Annotated in this window: 14 protein-coding genes; 4 read left to right on the top strand and 10 right to left on the bottom strand. The window is 42.0% G+C overall.

The genetic code is table 11. The features are described 5' to 3' along the window. The first annotated feature begins 73 nt into the window (after positions 1-73). Positions 74-1,591 carry a Na+/H+ antiporter NhaC family protein gene (locus KW060_RS12775; RefSeq protein ID WP_249035776.1) on the top strand — a complete coding sequence of 506 codons (1,518 nt, stop codon included), beginning with the start codon at positions 74-76 and terminating at the stop codon, positions 1,589-1,591. Between the two features lie 10 nt (positions 1,592-1,601). Here the strand turns inward: KW060_RS12775 and KW060_RS12770 are convergent, their stop codons facing one another. Further along, the gene (locus KW060_RS12770; RefSeq protein ID WP_249035775.1) at positions 1,602-2,546 is read right to left on the bottom strand and encodes a transporter; all 945 of its coding nucleotides are present in this window, start codon (positions 2,544-2,546) and stop codon (positions 1,602-1,604) included. Positions 2,547-2,640: 94 nt separating this feature from the next. Continuing rightward, positions 2,641-3,063: a hypothetical protein gene (locus KW060_RS12765; protein WP_274757291.1), complete on the bottom strand. Its 423-nt coding sequence runs from the start codon at positions 3,061-3,063 to the stop codon at positions 2,641-2,643. 147 nt (positions 3,064-3,210) lie between these two features. Here KW060_RS12765 and KW060_RS12760 point away from each other — a divergent pair, with 147 nt between their 5' ends. From KW060_RS12760 to KW060_RS12750, 3 genes are read left to right on the top strand one after another with little or no spacing between them, the layout of a single operon-like run. Then, positions 3,211-4,011, top strand: a complete 801-nt coding sequence (locus tag KW060_RS12760) for a hydantoinase/carbamoylase family amidase (RefSeq protein WP_249035773.1) — start codon at positions 3,211-3,213, stop codon at positions 4,009-4,011. After that, positions 4,008-4,952 (top strand): acetyltransferase domain-containing protein, encoded by a 945-nt coding sequence (locus KW060_RS12755; RefSeq protein WP_249035772.1) that lies wholly within the window; start codon positions 4,008-4,010, stop codon positions 4,950-4,952. The genes KW060_RS12760 and KW060_RS12755 overlap by 4 nt, the downstream gene beginning before the upstream one ends. Positions 4,953-4,964: 12 nt before the next feature. Beyond that, the gene (locus KW060_RS12750) at positions 4,965-6,092 is read left to right on the top strand and encodes a PAS domain-containing sensor histidine kinase (protein WP_249035771.1); all 1,128 of its coding nucleotides are present in this window, start codon (positions 4,965-4,967) and stop codon (positions 6,090-6,092) included. Positions 6,093-6,132: 40 nt separating this feature from the next. Here the strand turns inward: KW060_RS12750 and KW060_RS12745 are convergent, their stop codons facing one another. From KW060_RS12745 to KW060_RS12710, 8 genes are all read right to left on the bottom strand, one after another. Next, a complete protein-coding gene (locus tag KW060_RS12745; protein WP_249035770.1) occupies positions 6,133-7,752 on the bottom strand; it encodes a gamma-glutamyltransferase in 1,620 nt (539 codons plus the stop codon). A gap of 39 nt (positions 7,753-7,791) precedes the next feature. Then, positions 7,792-10,227 (bottom strand): ABC transporter permease, encoded by a 2,436-nt coding sequence (locus tag KW060_RS12740; RefSeq protein ID WP_249035769.1) that lies wholly within the window; start codon positions 10,225-10,227, stop codon positions 7,792-7,794. A 14-nt stretch (positions 10,228-10,241) separates the two neighbouring features. Then, entirely contained in the window at positions 10,242-12,707 is a 2,466-nt protein-coding gene (locus KW060_RS12735; RefSeq protein WP_249035768.1) for an ABC transporter permease, read from the bottom strand. A 9-nt stretch (positions 12,708-12,716) separates the two neighbouring features. Next, complete coding sequence (locus KW060_RS12730) at positions 12,717-15,170, bottom strand: ABC transporter permease (RefSeq protein ID WP_249035767.1); 2,454 nt, start codon at positions 15,168-15,170, stop codon at positions 12,717-12,719. Next, positions 15,170-17,647 (bottom strand): ABC transporter permease, encoded by a 2,478-nt coding sequence (locus tag KW060_RS12725; protein ID WP_249035766.1) that lies wholly within the window; start codon positions 17,645-17,647, stop codon positions 15,170-15,172. The genes KW060_RS12730 and KW060_RS12725 overlap by 1 nt, the downstream gene beginning before the upstream one ends. A gap of 8 nt (positions 17,648-17,655) precedes the next feature. Continuing rightward, positions 17,656-20,139, bottom strand: coding sequence for an ABC transporter permease (locus KW060_RS12720; protein WP_249035765.1), 2,484 nt, complete (start codon positions 20,137-20,139; stop codon positions 17,656-17,658). Positions 20,140-20,206: 67 nt separating this feature from the next. Beyond that, complete coding sequence (locus KW060_RS12715; RefSeq protein WP_249035764.1) at positions 20,207-20,884, bottom strand: ABC transporter ATP-binding protein; 678 nt, start codon at positions 20,882-20,884, stop codon at positions 20,207-20,209. A 33-nt stretch (positions 20,885-20,917) separates the two neighbouring features. Beyond that, on the bottom strand, positions 20,918-22,315 hold the full coding sequence (locus KW060_RS12710) for an efflux RND transporter periplasmic adaptor subunit (RefSeq protein WP_249035763.1): 1,398 nt from the start codon (positions 22,313-22,315) through the stop codon (positions 20,918-20,920). Between the last annotated feature and the right edge of the window lie 17 nt (positions 22,316-22,332).

The following is a 22,332-nucleotide window of genomic DNA, read 5'->3' as shown; positions in this document are numbered from 1 at the left end:
ACTATGCAAGTGGGCATAGTTCTACTAACTTACCAAATCATATGGGGGCAAATACAAAAGAGGGAAATTTTTAATGGATGAATATGGCGTATTATCAATTTTGCCACCAGCATTAAGTATTGTACTGGCTGTATATACGAGAAATATTATTTTCTCACTGACATTAGGTGCGTTTAGTGGTGCATTGGTTTTATCCGATTATAATCCGTTTCTTGCTATTGCCGAATTCATTGAAACTCACGCATTCCCACAGCTTGCTGTTGCGTCGAATAATCAGGTTCTTGTGGTTACTTTATCCATAGGCGGCTTTATCTTTATGTTGGATAAATCCGGCGGGGCACGCGCATTTGCGGCTGTTATGGTGAAATTTATCGGTAATCCTGCCAAGGCGCAGCTTGCCGCGTGGACAACGGGGTTAAGTGTGTTTTTCTCGGACAGTGGAAACGCCCTAATTGTTGGACCGTTATTTAAACCAGTATTTCGTGAATTGAAAATTTGCCGTGAAAAACTTGCGTATATCATCGATACGACAGCGTCCCCGATTTGTATCCTGATCCCGTTTGTGGGTTGGGGTGTATATATTATGGGCTTAATTGAAAATGCGTACGCGGATGTTGGCTTAACAGAAGACAGCTTTTCCGTTCTTTTAAGCATTTGGCCATATCAGTTTTATGCGTTCTTGGCGCTTCTTTCTATTCCGATGATCGTGAGCACAGGCCGTGATTTTGGCCCAATGGCCGCAGCACAAGAACGATATAATCAAGCGCGCCTTGAAGGCACAATTGATAGTGAAGAAGAAACTGACGAAACACCAACAAAAGAAGAACCGAAATTAATCACCGTTCTTTTGCCGCTTGGCTTAATGTTAAGCACAATGGCGATTTATATTGGTTATTTCGCCGTAACAGATGGTGTCAAAAGCGTGCATGTAAGATCGGGTATTACGCTTGCTTATATTTTTGCATCGATGGGATGTGCGTACTTAATGAAGAAAAACGCAAAAACAACATATAATGAAAGCTTGAATATTTTCGTGCAGGGCATGCAGAAAATGGTCTTTATTTGTATCGTGCTTTTGCTTGCCTGGACGCTTAGTTCAATTTGTAGCGAAATGAAGACTGGTGCTTATTTGGCCAGTTTAATTGGCGACCGAATTCAGCCAAGCTTTTTACCGCTGATTGTGTTTTTCCTTGGGGCGATGATGTCCTTTGCGACGGGGTCATCATACGGAACATTTGCTATTTTGATGGTGATTGTTGTGCCGATGGCACATGCGATGGATGCACCAATGATTTTAAGCATTGCTGCGATTTTGAGCGGTGGTCTTTTCGGTGATCATACGTCACCAATTTCCGATACAACGGTTCTTGCATCCATGGGGGCGGATTGTCCGCATATTGATCATGTATCGACCCAATTTGCTTATGCGCTGACAAATGGTGCCATGACAATGTTGGCGTTTATTGTAGCGGGTTTTTATCCATCACCATATATCGTTTTCGGGATTTTGATTGTTCAGTTTATCTTTATCAGAACACTTATGCGGATGTATGGACATGATGCCCGCGGCGAAGTGACGCAGGCATCATAAAAAGGTTTCATTAGAACGCAAGCTGCCAACCAGCATGTAGACGGTAATCATTTTCCATCATGTTTGTACCAACATCCTGGTGGATGGCTTTGCCGAATTCGATGGCAAAACGGTTTCCTTTCAGTGTGCCTTCAGGGATAATGAAATTGATGCCGCCAAGCAGATCAAGTCGTTCTGCACCCATCATGTTCATGACGGGTGTACCATTTAAATTGGTATCGCCCCATTTTTGACCATCAAGTCTTAATGAAACACTCATGAAATTGGCAAGGTCATATCCAACCCATGCACTTGCAGCAATACGGTCGCCCATTTTGTAATCATTGTCGTTGGTGTTGGTGCGAATGACGCCCATTATTTGCCCACCCCAGGCAAGATCATCCTGTCTATCGATATATGTTAATCTTGAAATGATGTCATATGTACCGGAACCCGGTTGCATATTGGGGGATAAAAGTTGATTTGCCATCATTGGCGTATCATCGGTTTGATTGATTGAACCGGTTGGCAGGCTGATCGCCATATTAAGAAGGACCTTGGTGTGATCTTTTTGATAAAGCGTATATATGCCACCCAGTTTAACATCACCAATGCCATCAGCAGATGTTTGGAAATCAGCACCCATAGATCGGCCCATGGCCATTTTTGTTTTCACGAACGGCACATTTCCAACGAGCGTCAGTTCATCGGTTAGACCATACATTAGACCTGTTACATACATTTCCTTTTTCATGGTTTTAGGGGCCATCATTTTTCCATTTAAATAATCACCATCAAGCATTTTATTTTCCATGCTCATTTGATTAAAACGAAATCCGGCCATCCATTCACCTGCAAGGTGGTTATGATCAGCCATCACGCCAATGGGCGCGTGGTCCGTTGGAAGTGTGCCTGCGAAGGTAGATTGTGCTGCGAGTGTTGCAGCAAGTGTAAGTGTCGTTAGTTTCGTATTCATAGTTTTTCTCTTTAAATAATTTTTGTAAATTGCACGCGCATTACCACCGATGCCAAATGACATCAGGCGCGTTAGGTTTGTTTTAAAATTAAGGTTAAAGAGAAACGGGCGGTGCCCTTGGGATTGACGGGCTAAACCGTCTATTTGATTTTAGAATGTTATGCTGAACAATAAAATGTGATTTTGCCTGATGTATTTCAATGGCCATGACCGACTTTATGTCAGCAAGATACGGCTTATCTTCATCAGTATTTATCTGGCATAATGAACAATGGCTCGCAGAATCTTCTTGATCGCTGGTATCCATGTCATCAAGTTCATCAAAACTGACGTATTTATAGCCAAATGGCGTACAGATCAGAATTTTGTCGCCGAACAGTGACGATAGCTCGTCTTCTTCTGAAAATGATGACTTGGCAAAAACAGTTGAAAGTGGGGCGATAGCATTAATAAATACCGCCATTACAATCATTAAATTATAATATATTTTATGTTTTAGAATTGTTCCAATCATCATGACAGTGCTTATAGAGATAAGGGAATTAAAGCTCAAGAAAATTAAGGGATAAAAAACACTTGAAGATCAGAATATTGAATATAAGAATAACTTTTAGAAAATATCCATGGCTTGCTTAAGGGTTGGCATCATTCAAGGTGAAAAATATTGAATATTAATTTTGAACGACTTAAAGACCGCATCACAAAATTATCTGAAATCGGCCGTACACCCGAGGGTGGGGCAAGGCGCATTGCATTATGTGAAGAAGACAAGCAAGGCCGTGATCTTGTTCGTGGTTGGATGCGTGAATTGGGACTTGAAGTTACCATTGATAAAATTGGTAATGTCTTTGGAGTACTGAAGGGAAGTGGCAATAAAAATCCTATCATGATGGGGTCCCATATTGATACGGTCGGTAACGGTGGACACCTTGATGGGCCGCTTGGGGTGCTGGCGGGGCTTGAGGTGATTAACACTTATCTTGATCATAATATCATTCCGGATCATGATTTATGTGTTGCTTTCTTCACCAACGAAGAAGGGGTGCGTTTCCAACCGGATATGATGGGGTCACTAGTTTATGCGGGTGGTTATGATTTGGAAAAGGCGTATTCCACAAAATCCAATGATGGAAAATTATTAAAAGATGAACTTCAGAAAATTGGTTATCTGGGTGATATGGAATGCGGCGCAATTGTCCCGCATGCATTTGTGGAATTACATATTGAGCAGGGACCAGTTCTTGAAAAAGAAAACATTGAAATTGGTGCCGTTGAAAATGTGCAAGGCATATCATGGTCAGCTTTAACCATTAAGGGCGAAGCAAATCATGCTGGTACAACCCCAATGCATATGAGACATGATGCTGGATATGCGGCGGCCTCAGTTTCCGTGATGGTGCGTAAAATTACCGAAACCATCGGTCATGGACAGGTGGGCACAGTGGGTGTGGTTATCTGCATATGACGGCGAAGGGACTTAAAAAACAAGAACTTTCAAAATTTCTGGCTACGCGTGGTTTGTGGTTGATTGTTGTTGAAATAACATGGATCAGCTTTGCGTGGCAGTTATGGACTTATAATTCATTTTATCTTCAAGTCATCTGGACAATCGGCATAAGTATGATTTGTCTTGCTGGTCTCATTCATTTGCCTAAAAAGATTATTTTGGCAATTAGTCTTGTGATGATATTTGGCCATAACTTGCTTGATGGGATTGAGCCGGAAACATTTGGGGATTTTTATTGGTTATGGAATATTCTTCATAATCAAACATATGTAGTAACACCTGATCTTCCTATTCGTGGATTTTTAACAGGATATCCTTGTATCCCTTGGATTGGGGTTATGGCATTGGGTTATTTGATGGGGGATATATTCACAAAACCTATAGAAGAACGTCATAAAACATTATTCAAAATTGGTGGGTCTGCGATCATTTTATTCGTGATTTTACGCTATCTGAATATATATGGTGATACTGAAAACTGGGCTGTGCAGGAGCGTGGATTTGCATACACGGTTATGTCATTCCTGAATACGGAAAAATATCCGCCATCACTGTTATTTTTGTTAATGACGCTAGGGCCATCAATATTATTGATGCCTTATTTTGATCGAATGACTGGTAATGTCGGTCGTTTTTTTGCTGTTTACGGTAAGACGCCATTTTTCTTTTATGTACTGCATTTGCCATTGGTGCATGTATCGTCATATTTGCTTTATTTGTTTCACAGAACCGAAACCAGTTCATTTCGTGATCATTCATCGTGGGCCGTATCATATGAACCAAATATGTTCAGATGGTATTTGATGACGGCATTCTTCGTTTTTTTATTTTACTACCCATGTAAATGGTTTGGTGAATATCGCCGAACCCATAAACATTGGTGGCTTAGTTATATTTAATTGGATTTTATAATGAATACTGAAAAGATATCTACTGCTCATCAGGCAGTGATCGAAAGTGAAGCCAGGCTTTTAAGAGCGCAACGCATTGCGCATATGGGGAATTGGGTGTGGGATATTCCGGCAAATGTGGTTCATTGGTCAGATGAAATTTATAATATTTTCGGCCTTGGCGTGCGGGAATTTAAAGAAAGTTATGAAGCTTTCCTTGAAAGGGTTCACCCTGAAGACCGTGAAAAAGTAAAGGCGGCCGTTCAAAATGCCGTTGATACAGGGCATACCTATTCCGTTTTTCACCGCATTATTAGGCCGGATGGTGAAGAAAGAGTGGTTCATGAAATTGGTGAAGTTTTGCTTGATGATGATGGCAACCCAATACGAATGGACGGCACGGTACAGGATATTACCGAACCCTGGAACAAAAGAATAAACCTGAATGAAGATAGTGTTGAAGATGAACATTTTGAAAAGATGCAATTTTGGTCAAATGTAGAAGGGGACTTGAAATCATCATTATCGGATATCATCCGATTGGGGGAACTTATAAAAAACAATCAACAAGCTGAAAGTGGTTCATCTGAAACAGCTGAATATGCTGACAAAATTATTGATAATGGTCAACATGTTATCTTTATGCTGAATAGCTTGCTTGAAAAGTCTATTTTGGAACTTGGTAACCTTTCTTCACAAAATGAAAAATTTCAGATTTTAGATATCGCAGAAAAATGTGCCAATTTTGCCAGACAAAAAGCAAAAGCGAAAAATGTAAAACTTGAAACCACCTTTGGTGATACAAGTTGTATTGCTGAACTGGATAAAGGGATCTGCGCCCAGATCATGATCAATTTGCTCTGTAACGCAATCAAATCATCTAATGCGGGTCAAACGGTCACATTTAATGTCAAATGTCATGAAGAATATTTTGAAATTATCGTTCATGATAATGGTGCTGAAATGGATCATGACGTGCTTGATGAAGAATTAAGAGGTTCAAAAACCGGATCACGTGTCAATTTATCCAATACAGGTGCGTCGCTTCCGATGGTTCAGAAACTGACGGAAATGCAGGACGGGATCATTTATATTGAAAGCAAAAAGGGAAGCGGAACAACAGTTAAGGTCGAGCTTCCCTTTTCATAAAGCGTTCTTATTTTGTTATGCTGCTTTAATGAGTTTGGAATTAATTTTTCCATGCTGGCTTTGCGGTTCCATCCCTTCTTGGGTCGGCTGCACCAGACCATTTTCCGTTTTCATTGGCTAGTGCATGAACACCGCCAAAGTAAGGATCAAAATGTCCATTTGCAACGCCGTAATTCGGTCTGTTCAGATTATAATCATATTCAGCCATTTTCTTGATCAGCTCGTTATCAATATTCGGGCCTTCGATATAGGCTTTATCATCCGGCACCACGTGTACTCTGAATGCGGAAACCGCTTTTTCTATATTTTGTTCAACATCAATCCAGTAACTGGTTACTTGTGCAATGGCGGAAATAATTCTGGCACTGGCAGGGCTACCAAGAACCATTTTGGTTTCATTATTTTTACGGACAATGGTTCCCGACATAGAGCTTAATGGCATTTCATTAGCCTTTAAGACATACGGTGAGCCATCATCTTCTATGCGGAAAGATTGCATATAATTATTATACAAAAACCCAAGCGTTGGATGAGCAACCAATGCTCCGAAATAATTATCGATACTCATGGTGACGGCAATTGCATTACCTTCTGCGTCAACAACAGAAAAATGTGTTGTTTCACCACCTTTACCGGATTTGAAATTTTCAATCATGCGTTGGGCTTCTTCTTTAGAAAGTTTATGACTGATATCATCTTGATAATTATGAAAGTCGGGTGGTGGGTTATTTTTCCTTGTCCCGTGACCAAGTCGCATTGCATTTAAAAGTGCAATTTTTCGTTCTGCATTATCTTGGTTAACTGCATCCGTTGATTGTGCCTCAAGCAGATTTAAGATTTGCAACATTACCCATCCACCATATGGCGGTGGAAGGGAGAGTACCTCATATCCACGGTAAGTTGATTTTATAGGTTCAACAATGGCGGGTTCAGGAAAGTTTGCCAGATCATCATAGGTAATCCAACCACCATTTTCTTGAAGGTCAGCGGCAATTTCACGGGCCATGTCGCCTTGATAAAATTCGTCTGCGCCTTTATTGGCAATACGTTCCAAAGTATCAGCCATTATCGGTTGTTTAAAAATTTCACCGATGTCATAAGCGCTTCCATCAGATTTTAAGAAAATTTCGGCGGCTTCTTTTTGCCCTTTTAATCCCATGCCGTAATGGGCGAAGGCTTTATGACGAAAATAACCGACTTCAATACCATTTCTGTATAAATCAACGGCAGGCATCACCAATTCTTTCCATGTGAAATTACCGCTTGCGTAATTTTTGAATGTATAATCAAGAACACGTAATTGGGACGGAACGGTTGATGCTGTTCTTCCACGGACAAGTTGGCTGCGCGTAACTTTATCAGGAATATTGGACGGGGAAAGGGTGGTTCCATGAATGACAAATGCGTCGCCATTTGCAGGTTGGACAAGCATCACGGTTTGTCCGAATATTCCCGATCCGGCCGGTTCGCCGGGACCCAGCGCTAAGGCAACAGCCACGGCAGCGTCATAAGCATTACCACCGTTTTCAAGGATTTTTACACCGACATCAGTTGCTTCCGGTGACGCAGAACTTACATATCCGGCGAATTCTTTTTCTTGAGAAAAACCAATAGATAAACCCAGATATGTAGACAGAAGAATAAAAAATAATCTACGCATAATTTTTCCCTTTTAATTATGCGTAGATTTTATATTTATTTACTCATAATGCAATGCATTAACCGGATTGGTTTTTGCCACATTAAATGCGTGCGTTGCGACGGTTGCGGCGGCAATCAGAATACCCACAATGCCTGCACCGATCAGCATACCATAAGGAAGGCCAATACGTTCCGCAAAGAAATTTAGATACTGGCTGGATGCAAAGAATGCGATGCCAAGTGCAATGGGTGTTGCCCATAACACTGGTGTTGAAAATTGCCAGATCAGCAGTCTAACGATTTGATTATTGCTCGCGCCTAGAACTTTACGGATACCGATTTCTTTGGTTTTTTGTTCCGCCATAAAGGCAGCTAAACCAAAGAGACCAAATGAAGCAAGTGCCAGTGCGACAAATGCAATTGAACCAAGTGTTGATGTGGCCAATTCAAAAAGCATATAAACCATCTGGAATATTTCATTTAAGAACTGACCTTGCATCGGATAGTCGGCATAAACAGTTGCCCATGCATCTTCAATATCACGAACGACACTGATCGGCGCGTCTTTCGAAATTTTCACAGACGCAAGTCTGTATGAACCAGGTCTCATGAAAAAGAAGGTTGGTTTAACAACATTAAATAGGCCAAGAATATTTCTATCGGCCATAACTCCGACGATTGTGTAAGTGGTGATGCCTCTTTCATCTCCTTCGTCTTCGTAGAAAACTTGTCCAACGGCTGCGTCTGCACTTTCAAAGCCAAGGGTCCTTACGGCCGTTTCATTAATTAAAACATTTACCTCACCATCTTCGCGGATGTGGGTGTCTTTGGCATATTCTTTTGAAATATCCCTGCCTGCAACAAATGGAATGTCATAAGTATCAGCAAAGCTGTCATCGATATTGATCTGATGCAGACTGATTGTTGATTCAAAATCATTTAGAATACGTGAAGCATTAATCGATGTATTTGTTTGTTCATAAGGAACCTGTGACGAAAGAGTAAAGTTTTCCACATAGGGGACATTCATCATTTCATTTCTAAGTACTTCATGGCGATCTTCCATTTGATCCACATTTAAACGGTTCAAAGTATAAATCTGATCTTTCGGGAAAATGCGGCTGCTTTCTTCCACTTTCGAGTTTTGTTGATAAACAACCAAAACCATCGCTAGAATACATACAGAGAATGTAAATTGTACACCAATCATGATCGCTCTAATGAGTGATGCGCCACGGCCTTTTCTAGCACTATCACGTAATGCATCAATTGGGTTGGTTTTGGTGATCAGGTAAGCCGGATAACTGCCAGCAAAACCACCGACAACCATGGTGGTAGCGATCAACCATGGAAGTTCTTGAATATAGTTAATTGTGAGAACCTTGCCTGATGCTGCATTGAACATAGGAATGATTAATTCAAGCACGGAAAGCGAAAGCAGCAATGAGAAAAACGTTATCGTCATGCTTTCAACCAGGAACTGGGTCAGCAATTGTTTCTTGTTTGCACCCAGCGTTTTTCTTAGGCCCACTTCACGTGCGCGTCCCATTGATTGTGCTGCGGCAAGGTTCGTATAATTCACGCAAGCAATGACCAGAACAACAATACCTAGAACTTGTACGACATCAATGACAGGAAGTCCCAGCATCGCCCATAAAGCCATATTTTGTTCCTGTAATGGTCGTACGTTAAATCCAGACAGGAAGTCACGTTGATCTTCTGGCATGTGGCGTTCATAAATACCATCCATTTGTGTTTGTAGCCAGTCCCTATCCAGGTTTTCGGGTAACAGCACGTAGGTCAGGTTACCCATAGATGTACTGCCCCAGTTTGTATCAGGTTGGAATTCTGTAATACGTTCCATGGCACGTACAGGAACGATAACATCAAGCGGTCTTGTCATTTCACTTGCGAAACCTGCGCTAAAGTGTGTATTAGCGGGTAGTTCGTCAATCACGGCCGCAACCGTTAAATCATGTTCATGATCCAGTGTAATGGTTTTCCCCATTGGGTCAGTATCACCAAAGAATTTTTCGGCCATCGTGGTGGAAATTATCACGCTGTTTGAACCATCCAGTGCCGTACGGTTTCCTTGCAGGAACGTTAGTTCGAATATGTCCAGTAATTCCGGATCGGCAAAGCGTACGTTTTGATAAAAATTATTTTCGCCAACGGTTACCAGAAATTCCCTGAAAATCGTGCGGGCCACGGCCTCAACCTGTTCAAGGTCAGATTTAATCAGCGGTCCAACGGCCCCCTGAACGCCATCAATTTGATTAAGTCCAAGATTGGATTGCGGGTTCACATCACCGCGAATGGTGTAAATACGTTCCGCATTTTGAAAACTTAAGTCATGCGTTTTTTCATATTCTGCAAAAAGCGAACCAAACATATAAATAGCAAGCCCGATAGAGAGCCCCAAAATGTTAATCACGGCATAAAGCTTGTTTTTCAAGATGCTTCTGATTGCGACTTTGATGTAATTTTTAAACATAACGTTTCTCTTTTCTATTCGCTTTTAAGTGAATAAACAGGATTAATGGTTGCCGCACCCCATGCCTTGATGGATGTGGTGGCATATGCAAGTACGAAGGCAACAACACCAGCGATTAGATAAGGCAGGATGCTCATATCAATGCGAGTGTTAAATGCCATTAGCCAATCATTCATCATGATCCATGCAACGGGCCATGCGATGACATTGGCAATCAATACTAATTTTGAAAGTTCCCATGATAACATGGTGACAATGTTCATAACAGATGCGCCAAGAACCTTGCGGATGCCGATTTCTTTGGTGCGGCGATCTGCGATGAAACTGGCAAGGCCATATAAACCGATACAAGCGATCATTGCCGTAATTCCTGCAAAGCCAATAAACATTCTGAAGACACGACCTTCTACGGCGTAGAAGGATGCGTAATCTTCTTCCAGATATGTTCTGCGGATTGGGTATTCAGTGACATGTTGCGCCCAGATGTTATCAATGGCTGCGGTTGCGGCGTTTAATGCGCCTTCCTCTGCTTTAATCACCATTTTATTACCGACACCTTCTGTCATGAGGAAGGAAAGGGAGGCAGGCTCTGATCTAACGGATCCAAAATGAATGTCTTTTACAATTCCAACAATATTGAAGTTTAAACGGTAATCCGTACCACCAAATGAAAACGCAGTATAAATTTGTTCGCCGACGGCATTATTGGGGTCGGTCCATCCGGCTTGACGAGCGGCGGTTTCGTTTAAAATAATACCACCGCTGACCGTCGGATTTTCCGGTGAAAAGTTTGGCATAATATCACCAAGGAAATCCTTGCTTAATGGACGGCCCGCGGCCATTTCCATGCCAAGCGTATCGAAATATCCGTCATTTACGCTGACGCGACGTGTAATGATTTGAAAATCTGGTGCTTCACCCTCTTTTTGAAAGACGGAACCATCCGATAAATCACCCGTCGGGATGATTGATCCGCTTGATACAGCTGAGATCGCTGGATTAGCAAGCAGCTGATCATGCATGGTTTGATATGCGTTTCTCGCTTCGCTGTTATTTAAGCTTACCGTGATGACATTTTCTGGCTCATACCCAAGTGAACCATTAAGTGCAAAGTTGATCTGATCATTCACAATGCCAGTTGCGGACATTAGCCCGATGGCAATGGCAAATTGCATCACCACTAATGTAGCGCGCAGCTTTGCTGAGCCAACACCGTTAAAGGCACGCCCGCGAACCGCGATAGCCGGTAAAATACCAGAGACAATCAGGGCAGGATAAAGACCGGATATAATGCCAACCATAACCGCAAGTAATATCAACCCACCCATAAAGGCGACGTTATATACAGCCGCAGCCGTAAGTGGAACACCAAGCATGCTGCCAAAAAATGGTGAGAACATTTCCACAAGAACCAATGCACAGATTAGCGCGATTAAAGCCATCAGGGTTGATTCCACAATGAACTGTGCGGCGATTTGTTTTCTGCTTGCGCCAAGTACTTTTCTGACGCCGACCTCTTTTGTTCTATTGCTGCTTTGTGCGATTTGCATATTCACAAAGTTAAACGTGGCAATCACAATCGCCAAAATGGCGACAATGGCAAAAATGGAAATATCAGATTTCTGTCTGCCCGGCTTTGAAAGTCCGGTCATTGTATCGCGAACGGTCATTTCATTTTGTAATTCAGTATTGAAATGAATGTCTTTTAAACTTTGTGCATAAACGCCCAAATCTTCTGCGAAATCGCTGCTAATGTTATCTTTGATATATTTATGGGCATTGGCGGCGAATGTGTCACCACTTACATTTGGTGCCAATCTTATATAATGATAAAGCTGATCGGAAAAATTACGTTCCCAAAATGTGTCATCATTCCAGACGACAGGTAACATTTCCATATGGGCATAAATGTTTGAAACCTGATGACTGTTGCTTTCATTATTTTCGATAATCGCAGTGACTTGAAAATCGTGCTGACCATCGATTGTGATAGTTTTTCCAATTGGGTTTTCGCCGGGGAATAGGGTGTCGGCGGCAATCCGGCTTAAAACCATATTATTCTGGTTCTTTAATGCGTTTTGATTACCTTGAATGAAATTGTTTCCGAAAAATTCAAAATAATTAGGGTCAACAAAACTAACCGTTTGATATAATTTATTATCACCAATGGTTAGCAAACTTTCTGTTAGCGCAATGCGACTTACATCTTCCACGTCATTTGGGTATGCATCCGCAATAACCGGGGATAACGGATTAAAAAATGTGGCAAATCTTGCGCCGCTTGATGTGCTTTCCCAATTCAGACGGTAAACACGATCATTGTTTGGCACATTGCTATCGAAACTGCTTTCGTGATTAACAAACAGGATAATTAGGATTGCAACGGCAAGTCCCGCAGCCAATCCAACGATGTTGATCGTGCTATAAAGGCGTTGTTTGAGGATGCTTCTAAACGCCATATGGATATGATTTAATAGCAATGTTTTCTCCTATTCATATCTTAATGCATTGATTGGGTTTGATTTGGCGACGCGGATGCTATTGCCCGCGACCGTTCCCCATGCAATCATCAGCGCGATTAAACCTGCAACAATTGAAAATCCGATGATGTAGGTGGCATCAATTCTGTAAGAAAAGCCCTCAAGCCATCTGGTCATCATGTAAAATGATAATGGCCATGCAATCAGATTAGCAATAAGTACGGGTTTGGAAAATTGCCACATTAATAAATGCACAATTTCAAATACACTGGCGCCCATGACTTTACGGATGCCGATTTCTTTCACGCGTCGTTCTGTTGTAAAGCTTGCAAGGCCGTAAAGCCCCATGCTTGAAATCACGATCGCAAGTGCTGAGAAAATAAGAAATAATCTTCCTTGATCCTGATCAGATTTATATTGTTCCGCAATTTTTTCTTCGAGGAATACTTGTGTGAATGGAACTTGTGGGAATAAGTCATTCCAGATTTCATTAATTTCGGCAACAACACGTTCTGTATCATCACCTGTTAACTTTAACGTGAGGCGGTAATAAAATTCCTGATCAATATAATAAATTGTCGGATTTGATTCATCACGTGTTGTTTGTAAATGAAGATCAGGAATAACCCCGACGATGGTGAACGCATTTTCATCAACAAGCCTTTTACCAATGGCGTCTTCTGCGTTTTTAAAACCAAACTGGCCAACGGCTGATGCGTTGATTAATACGTTGCTGTCTTTTACATCTTCACCGTAAAGCAGCGTAATATCATCACCGCGTGTTTCATCCAGATTTCTTCCATGGGTTACATTAATGCCATATGTGTTTAAGAAATCTTCATCGATGCTTTGAATTCGTGCAAGGATCGGGTCAACTTCAACACCATCAACATTACCAAAACCCACCATGGCAACCATTCTATCGGCTGGAACCGCGGATGTTAGTGTGGCACTTGCAACATTTGGGTGGGATAGTAATCTTTGTTTTAAAGTAACGGCATGTTCCTGCACCAATGGATCACTGATGCGGTTAATAACCATAAGATTTTCTTTTTCAAAACCTGCGTCACGGTCAATGCTATAGTCCAATTGTGAATAAACCACAAAGGCAGAAATGATCAGCGTGATACAGATGGTGAATTGAATGATGACCAGTGCCATACGCATTCTAAGGGATCCAACTGTTTCAGAACGCCCGGAAGAGAGAACTTTGCTAGGCCTAAAGGATGACATAACGAAAGCAGGGTGTGCCCCTGCGCCAACCGCAACAAATATTGTTAAAGCCACAATCAGGAACATGGTTGCTGGGGATTGAAGGGCATTGATTTCAAGCATTTTTTCAACAATTTCGCTGTAGTATGGCAGTGTAATTTCCACAATAACTAGTGCAAGAAGAAGTGCTATTGACGCCATCAGGATGGCTTCTGATAAAAATTGGAAAATGATATCTTTTTTACCGGCGCCAAGAACTTTTCTGATGGCAACTTCACGTGACCTAAGGCTTGCACGTGCAGTCGATAGATTCATAAAATTAAAACAGGCAATCACAAGGATCAGTAACGCAATCATAGAAAAGGAAATGATTGTCGTCATATTGCCTTTTGGTTTGATGCGCGCGGATTCAGATCCTTTTAAATGGATATCCGTAAGCGGCATAAGATGCAGTTCCCATCTTTTGCTTGGTACAATTGTGTCGTTTGGTCTTGGCCCTCTACGGTCAAGGAATGCCGGAAATTCATTTTCAATTGCGGCTTCCGTTGTGTTCGCACCCAGTTTTACATAAATATAAGTGCCAATGTTAAACCAATTATCCAGTACAGATAATTCATCATTATCATCTTGCGGCTGTGGGAATTCGGTATAAGAAAACGGGACGACAATATCCAGATTCATATGTGAATTTTGCGGTAAATCTTTAAGAACTGCGACTACGTTATAATCACGGCCTACGCTGGAACTAATGCTTTGGCCCAGAACATCTGTGGTTCCAAAATATTTAATGGCCATTTCTTCTGAAATGATTGCCGCAGATGGGTCGGTAAAAGAAGTTATTTTTTCACCATGTACCAATGGCATGTCAAAAATATTAAAGAAATTACCATCTACAAAGGCGATTTCTTCTGAAAAATAATCATTTCCTTTTTTGATGTTTCGGTTGGCGTAATAAAGTCGTGCTGTTTCCTCAATGCCTGGGAAATCCTGTTCGATGAATGGTTTTAGCGGTCCCATCGACGCAGCAAGGTTAAAGGTACGAGCTGTTGGTGCATGGCTTACCAGTTCAACGCGGTAAATATCTTCGTTATTTGGAATCCATTTATCATAGCTAAGTTCATCTTTTACAAACATCATAATCAGAATGCAGGATGCAAATCCGATCGCCAGACCAAGGATATTGATGGCGCTGAATAGTTTATATTTATAAAAATTGCGCAGGGCACTATTGATGTAATTTTTAGCCTTCATTATTCATACCTTAATGCTTTGATGGGGTTGGCACGTGCAACACGGAAACTGTTACTTGCCACTGTTGCCCACGCAATAAGAAGCGCAGCCACACCGGCGAGTGCACAAAAACCAAGAATGAAAATAAACTCGATACGGTAAACGAAACTTTCTAACCAAACTGTCATGGCATAAAATGCCACCGGCCAGGCAATTGCATTTGCAATGAAGACTGGTTTTGAAAATTGCCAAACCAGTAGCTTCACAATGTCAAACACGCTTGCGCCCATGACCTTACGAATGCCGATTTCCTTTGTGCGGCGTTCTGCTGTGAAACTTGCAAGACCATAAAGACCAAGACAGGCAATGAAGATTGCTAGACCAGAGAAGGTCGCAAACATTGCCATTTCGCCTTGTTCTTGTTCATATTGGTTTTCAAGATTGTCAGTGGCAAAATTATAATCAAACGGGACGCTCGGGATTTCTTGTTCCCAGATTTGTTTTAATTGGTCAACGACCGCCATTGGGTCACCGGTATATTTAACGGTAACATATTGGGCGAGGGTTGGTGTCAGGTCGAACATTTCCGGTCTGATCTGTTTTTTAAGTGTGTCCAAATGGGAATCAACAACAACACCAATGATTTCATATTCCATAATAAAGGATTCATCATTATTGCCGAATGGACGGTAAAGGGATTTGCCGACGGCCTCTTCTGCGCTACTGAACCCTAATGTGCGAACAGCCGTTTCATTGATGACCAATGAACTAACATGGCCGTTTCCTTCGCGGATGGCGCTGAATTCTGCGCGTTCGTCATTTTTGTTAATGTCATAATAGCGTCCTGCGATAAGCGGGATGTTATAGGTTTCAAAATAATCATAACCCACGGTGCGGTTACCGATTAATTGTGTATCTTCTGCGGGCATTTCCGGTGTGCGAAGGCCTGTGTTGTTTTCGGTCGGTACACCTGGTGCATCATTTGACGTTGCAACATTTATGACATTCGGAATGCGTTTATATTCATTTACAAGTGTTGCTTGTTTATTATGGGCCGCATCACGGTATAGATTGCCGATAACAATCATACGTTCTTTATCAAACCCAAGTTCGATGTTTTTCGCATAAAGCATCTGGCCGTAAACGACGGCTGTTGAAACGAACAGGGTAATTGAAATCGCAAATTGGAAAATAACCAGTGCGGCTCTTAATTTTGCGGATGCGCCCCCTTCTGATGATTTATTTGCTTTTAAAACTTCGGCTGGTCTAAATCCAGATAGGATAAAGGCAGGGTATAATCCACCCATTAATCCAACGGCTGCTGCCATCAGCATCACCAGAAGCAGATCACTTGATGCGTAATCAAACGATAAATCCTTACCGATTGTTTCATTGTAAAGTGGCAAGGACATTTCCACGATTGCCATTGAAAGAAGCAAAGCGAACAATGTTAACAAGATGGATTCGCCAATAAATTGGGAGACCAGATTTTTACGGGATGCCCCCAAAACCTTACGAAGACTAACTTCTTTGGCCCGTTGACTTGCACGGGCTGTGCTTAAGTTCATAAAATTGATGGATGCAATTAGTAATATTAAAAAAGCAACAGCAGAGAATATAAGTACGGTATTTAAGCTTCCGCTTTCTGTAAATTCGCTTGTTCCCGGTGCCTGCAAATGCAAATCCGTAATAGGCATAGAGCTTAGTTCAACGAAGCTTGAAACTTTATCACCGCTTCCTTGTTCAGGGAAATTACGGTCAATGAAAGTAGGCATTTGTGCATCTATTTCATTGATATCTGCGCCGTCACGTATCGTATAATAAAGAAAACTATTAACCGAGAACCAGCTATCAAACATCCATTCTTGGCTTTTCCATTCTTCTTCTACGATCGGTAAAAAAGCATCACCCCCAAGAATAGTGTTTTCTGGCATGTCTTCAACAACGGCGCTAATTCTAAATTCACGTTCAAAAACATCGGCGTTGACCGTGATAGATTGACCTAACGCGTCGCCGTTTGGGAAATATTTATCAGCGAGTGTCTTGGTAAGGACGATACTACTTTGATCGACAAGTGCGTTGTTGATGTTTCCTGATAAGGCATTAAGGTCAAATATATTAAGAAATTCCGCATCGACGAGGCCGATGGTTTCTTCGAAATAATTTCCGTCTATTGTAAATGTTACTCGCTTTCCTGAAATCCGAGCAGCATGTTCAATTTGTGGGAAATCTTTCTTTAAAGCATGGATGATGGGACCAGCCGCGAGCGAGAATTCCATAGGCGGCCTCGCTGTTGGCAGGAAGGTTTGATGCATTCTGTATATATTATCAGCCTTGGACCAGAACTTGTCATATCCAACCTCGTCACGGACAAATAAGGCAATCATCATGCAGGCAGCAAGGCCGATGGCTAGACCCAGAATGTTAATGGCACTGAATAATTTATGATTATAAATGTTGCGCCATGCGACAGTAATATAATTTTTAAATAGCATCATTCGTCCCCTTATTCATATCTTAATGCAAAGATTGGATTTGCTTTTGCGACACGCATACTGTTGCTTGCAACGGTGCTCCATGCGATTAGCATCGCTGAAATACCGGCGAGCAAACAGAAGCCAACCACATAATAAATTTCAATGCGGTAGACGAAATTCTCTAACCAAACGCTCATGGCGTAATAAGATATGGGCCACGCGAGAAGATTGGCAATAATTACAGGTTTTGAAAATTGCCAAACCAGTAATTTTACAACATCAAATACGCTTGCCCCCATAACTTTACGGATGCCGATTTCTTTGGTGCGGCGATCCGCAGTGAAACTTGCCAGACCATAAAGGCCAAGACAGGCAATGAAGATAGCAAGACCAGAGAAGGCAGCAAACATAGTCGCTTGCCCTTGTTCTGCGGAATATTGCTTGGCAATCGCATCGGAAATGAAGTCATAATCAAACGGGATGCTTGGAATTTCCTGTTCCCAAAGGGCACGGACCTGTTCAACCACTAAGGTAGGATCGCCTTGAAATCTTGCGGCGATAACTCTTCCCCAATCATTTTCAAGCTCATACACTTCGGGGCGTATTGTTGTTTTTAAGCTGTCGAAATGAATGTCTGGAATAACGCCAATAATTTCATATGTGGCCGTAAGATTTTCTTCCGGCTGTCCGGCACCTTTATAGATGATTTGGCCGATGGCTTCTTCAGGGCTAGTAAACCCAAGTCTGCCAAGAGCAGATTGGTTTAGCATAATTGAGCCGGTGTAATTAATCCCGTTACGAAGATCATCCGTCATTACATTACGGTCACCGCGTTCCTTGCTATAGGCGCGACCGGCAATCATTGGTATATCGAATGTTTTGAAATATTCATATCCGACATTACGACTACCGATCAGAACACCATCTTCAACGGTTTGGCCTTCTGTGTGGACGATTGTGTTATTGTTATTGGAATTACCCGGCATAAAATCAGACCAAGTAACAGCAGTCACACCCGGCATTCTGCGGATTTCTTCCACAAGGGTCAGCATTTTTTCGTAAACGACATCACGGCCAGCTTCTTTGATCGCTAATACATTTTCAGTGTTATAACCAAGGTCCATCGTTCTGGCGTATAGCATTTGACCATAGACCACTGATGTGGAAACAAACAGTGTGATCGATACGGCAAACTGCATCACAACCAAGATATATCTTAGTTTCACGGATGCATCACTTTCGGCTGATTTATTTGCTTTTAATGTTTCTGCAGGGCGGAAATGCGAAAGGACAAACGCAGGGTAAGCGCCGCCAAGCAGTCCAACACCAAAAGCAAGCAGAACAATGTTTAAAAGATCGCTTGAGCCATAATTAATCACAAGCTCTTTGCCGATCGTTTCGTTATAAAGCGGTAGTGCCAATTCAACGATCGAAAGCGCAATCACAAGCGCGAATAATGTCATTAAGACAGATTCACCAAGAAACTGAATGATCAGATCTTTACGGGAAGCGCCCATAACTTTGCGAAGGCTGACTTCCTTTGCACGTTGACTTGCACGTGCGGTGCTAAGGTTCATGAAATTAATCGCTGCTATCACCAAGATCAAAATAGCAACCGTGGCAAAAATCATCACTGTATTTTTGTTGCCGCCTTGATGGTATTCACCGTTACTTAAGGCATTCAAATGAATGTCTTGAATATTCATGGTGGACATCACGATCATATCCGATGTTTCAGCATCATCACCACCAAAAGGTAATTTCGGGAAATTACGATTTACAAAATCAGGGTATGCTTTGTTGATATTTTCAATATTGGCGCCATTTTGAAGAGAAAAGAAAAGCTGCGAGTTGGTTGAAAACCATGCATCAAACATATAAGGACGGTCAAGCCAGGCCGCTTCATCAATACTGATGATTGCTTTTGGCTTAACATGGCTGTTTTCACGCATGTCTTTCATTACGGCGACGATATTGTAATCTTTTTTGAAATTATCAAAATCGACGGTCAGAATTTCACCAGCCACATTTGTGTTGCCAAAATATTTCTGGGCCAATGTTTCATTCAGGATAATGTTGCTATAGCTGTCCATGGCACCATCAAGCGAACCAGAGATGATTTCAAGGTCGAAAATATCTGTAAATTCAGGATCAACTAACGTGATGTAATCAACGAAGTAATTGTCATCCACGATAATTGTTGGCTCTTGTATTGAATAGCGCGTCGCATGTTCAATGTCCGGGAAGTCCTTTTTCATAGCATTCATTACCGGTCCCGGTGTCATTCCCATATACATCGGGTCACGCCCCGGTACTGTGAATGTAATATTCGGGCGGTAAATGTTATCGGCCTTCGTCCAGAACTTGTCATAAGAAAGCTCATCGCGGACAAACAGTGCGATCATAATACAAGCGGCCAAACCAATGGCGAGGCCAAGTATATTAATCGCGCTGAACAGCGAATGTTTAAAAATGTTGCGCCATGCGCTTACAAAGTAATTTGTTAAAAGCATTTTTATAATCCTGAATTTGGCTCCCTACTCCCTTTCCCTTCAAGGTCGCCGAATTTTTAGATTGCGTTTAAGCACGCATGCTTTCTGTAACAACGTGACCATCAAGCAGGTTGATTGTGCGGCGTGCATAATCAGCATGTGACGGGCTATGTGTTACCATTACGATTGTTGTACCTTCTTCGTTTAGTTTCTGAAGCATTTCCATTACTTCCTGACCATGAGCAGTATCAAGGTTACCGGTTGGCTCGTCAGCGAGGATCATGCTTTGGTTACCAACAACGGCACGGGCCACAGCAACACGCTGTTGTTGACCACCGGAAAGTTGACTTGGCATATGTTTAGCGCGGTGGGCAATACCAACTTTATCCATTACGGCGTTAACACGGTCTTTGCGTTCTGAGGCCGGAATATCATGATAAAGCAGCGCAAGTTCGATGTTTTCAAATACTGAAAGCTCATCAATCAGGTTAAAGCTTTGGAAGATAAAGCCGATATGTTGTTTTCTGATAACACCAAGTTGTGCTTCAGAATATCCTGCTACATCCTCGCCATTAAAGAAGTAATGACCACTTGATGGTGTATCAAGCATTCCAACGATGTTTAGAAGCGTTGATTTACCACAACCTGATGGTCCCATGATGGCAACAAATTCACCTGTTTCGATTTCAATGTTGACGTTGTTAAGGGCAACCGTTTCAACTTCGTCTGTGCGGTATGCCTTTGTAAGGTCTTGTAATTTTAACATTCTATGTCCTTTTGGTTTGTTAAATTCTTTGGTTTATTCTTCGGTTAATTTTAAACGGTCCATATCCATGAAGCTGGTGTATGGTGATGTGATGACGCGCTCACCGATTTCCAGTCCTTCTATTACCTCAATGTAATTGTTGTTTTTGCGTCCAAGGCGCACATTACGTTTAATGGCAGTTGTGCTGTCATCGGTGACAACGAATACCCAGCTACCACCTGTGTCTTGGTAAAAGGCACCATTTGGAATAAGGACGGCTTCAGCGCTGTCGCCAAGGGTTAGTTTTGACTGTAATGTTTGGCCGCGACGAATATCTTCTGGCTGTTCTTCAGTGAAAACCATATCGATTTTAAACTGGTTGTTTTGAACATCCGGATAGATTTTCTTGATGCGCATTGGGAATTCAGCATTATCGCCAGGGCGCACATACACACCATTTTGACCAAGGTCGATACGGTTTAGATAAAATTCATCCACCTGTACTTCAAGTTTGAAATTATATGGATCATCAATTTGACCGATGGCTGTGCCCGGACTTACTGTTTGACCAAGTTCAAGATCAAATCCGGAAAGCTGCCCTTCGATTTGCGCTTTCATATTTAGGTTTTCAAGACTGGTTCTGGCGATACCAAGATTTCTTTCCAGGTTTTCTGTGTCCAGTTTGGACATCTGAAGCTGAGTTTCCTGCATACGCGCATCGGTTTCTTGTGATTGCTTGGTGATGTCAAGCATCTTGATTTTATAGGCTAGGTCCTCTTCAGCCAGATCCATTTGCGCTTTGGTATAGTTACCATTGGCATATAGTCTTCTGTAACGTTCAATATTACGGGTCATTTGCTGAATTTCATATTCAAGCGTCGTGATATTGGTAATATGGCGCAGGCGGTTTTGCTCAAGCTGTAATTCAAGTGTACGCATGGCGTTAAGCTGCCCTGCAACGCGTGCTTCGTTTTGGAAAACTTCAAGCTGAAGCGTTGGGTTGGATAACTCAACGATTGCCTGTCCTTGATTTACGATTGCACCGTCTTCAACAAGAATACGTTCCACGCGACCACCTTCGGTCGCCGATACGAATACGGTTGTTAGCGGGGTTACTTTTCCGCGGATGGGAATGTAATCTTCGTATACGCCGCTGGTGACGGTTGAAACCACTAGGCGGCTTTCTTCAACGCGGAATGTGCGACCGCCACTAACGCTGTCAAAAATCATATAAATGACAGTTAGTGTGATTAATCCGGCGGCGCCGAATAAGGCCAGTTTTTTATTATCGCGTTTTTTTTCAATGACGCGGTCCATGCCTGTACCAGCATGGGCGCTTGTTGTGCTTTTAATATTGTTGTCCATTTTAGTCATGTTAACTTCAATCAAATAATTCGTGTTACCTTCTTTAAGTGCAAAGAGCGTGCCAAAAATAAAAACGTTGATTTTCAATGATTTAATTCTTTACT

It is taken from the genome of Pseudemcibacter aquimaris, from assembly GCF_028869115.1.
Classification (GTDB): Bacteria; Pseudomonadota; Alphaproteobacteria; order Sphingomonadales; family Emcibacteraceae; genus Pseudemcibacter; species Pseudemcibacter aquimaris.
This window is presented reverse-complemented; position numbering and strand designations above follow the sequence as displayed.

Bases quoted from the DNA above. Each gene is read 5' to 3' on its own strand.
- KW060_RS12775 (WP_249035776.1), top strand. From the start codon at position 74: ATGGATGAATATGGCGTATTATCAATTTTGCCACCAGCATTAAGTATT.
- KW060_RS12770 (WP_249035775.1), bottom strand. From the start codon at position 2,546: ATGAATACGAAACTAACGACACTTACACTTGCTGCAACACTCGCAGCA.
- KW060_RS12765 (WP_274757291.1), bottom strand. From the start codon at position 3,063: ATGATGATTGGAACAATTCTAAAACATAAAATATATTATAATTTAATG.
- KW060_RS12755 (WP_249035772.1), top strand. From the start codon at position 4,008: ATGACGGCGAAGGGACTTAAAAAACAAGAACTTTCAAAATTTCTGGCT.
- KW060_RS12750 (WP_249035771.1), top strand. From the start codon at position 4,965: ATGAATACTGAAAAGATATCTACTGCTCATCAGGCAGTGATCGAAAGT.
- KW060_RS12745 (WP_249035770.1), bottom strand. From the start codon at position 7,752: ATGCGTAGATTATTTTTTATTCTTCTGTCTACATATCTGGGTTTATCT.
- KW060_RS12740 (WP_249035769.1), bottom strand. From the start codon at position 10,227: ATGTTTAAAAATTACATCAAAGTCGCAATCAGAAGCATCTTGAAAAAC.
- KW060_RS12730 (WP_249035767.1), bottom strand. From the start codon at position 15,170: ATGAAGGCTAAAAATTACATCAATAGTGCCCTGCGCAATTTTTATAAA.
- KW060_RS12725 (WP_249035766.1), bottom strand. From the start codon at position 17,647: ATGATGCTATTTAAAAATTATATTACTGTCGCATGGCGCAACATTTAT.
- KW060_RS12720 (WP_249035765.1), bottom strand. From the start codon at position 20,139: ATGCTTTTAACAAATTACTTTGTAAGCGCATGGCGCAACATTTTTAAA.
- KW060_RS12715 (WP_249035764.1), bottom strand. From the start codon at position 20,884: ATGTTAAAATTACAAGACCTTACAAAGGCATACCGCACAGACGAAGTT.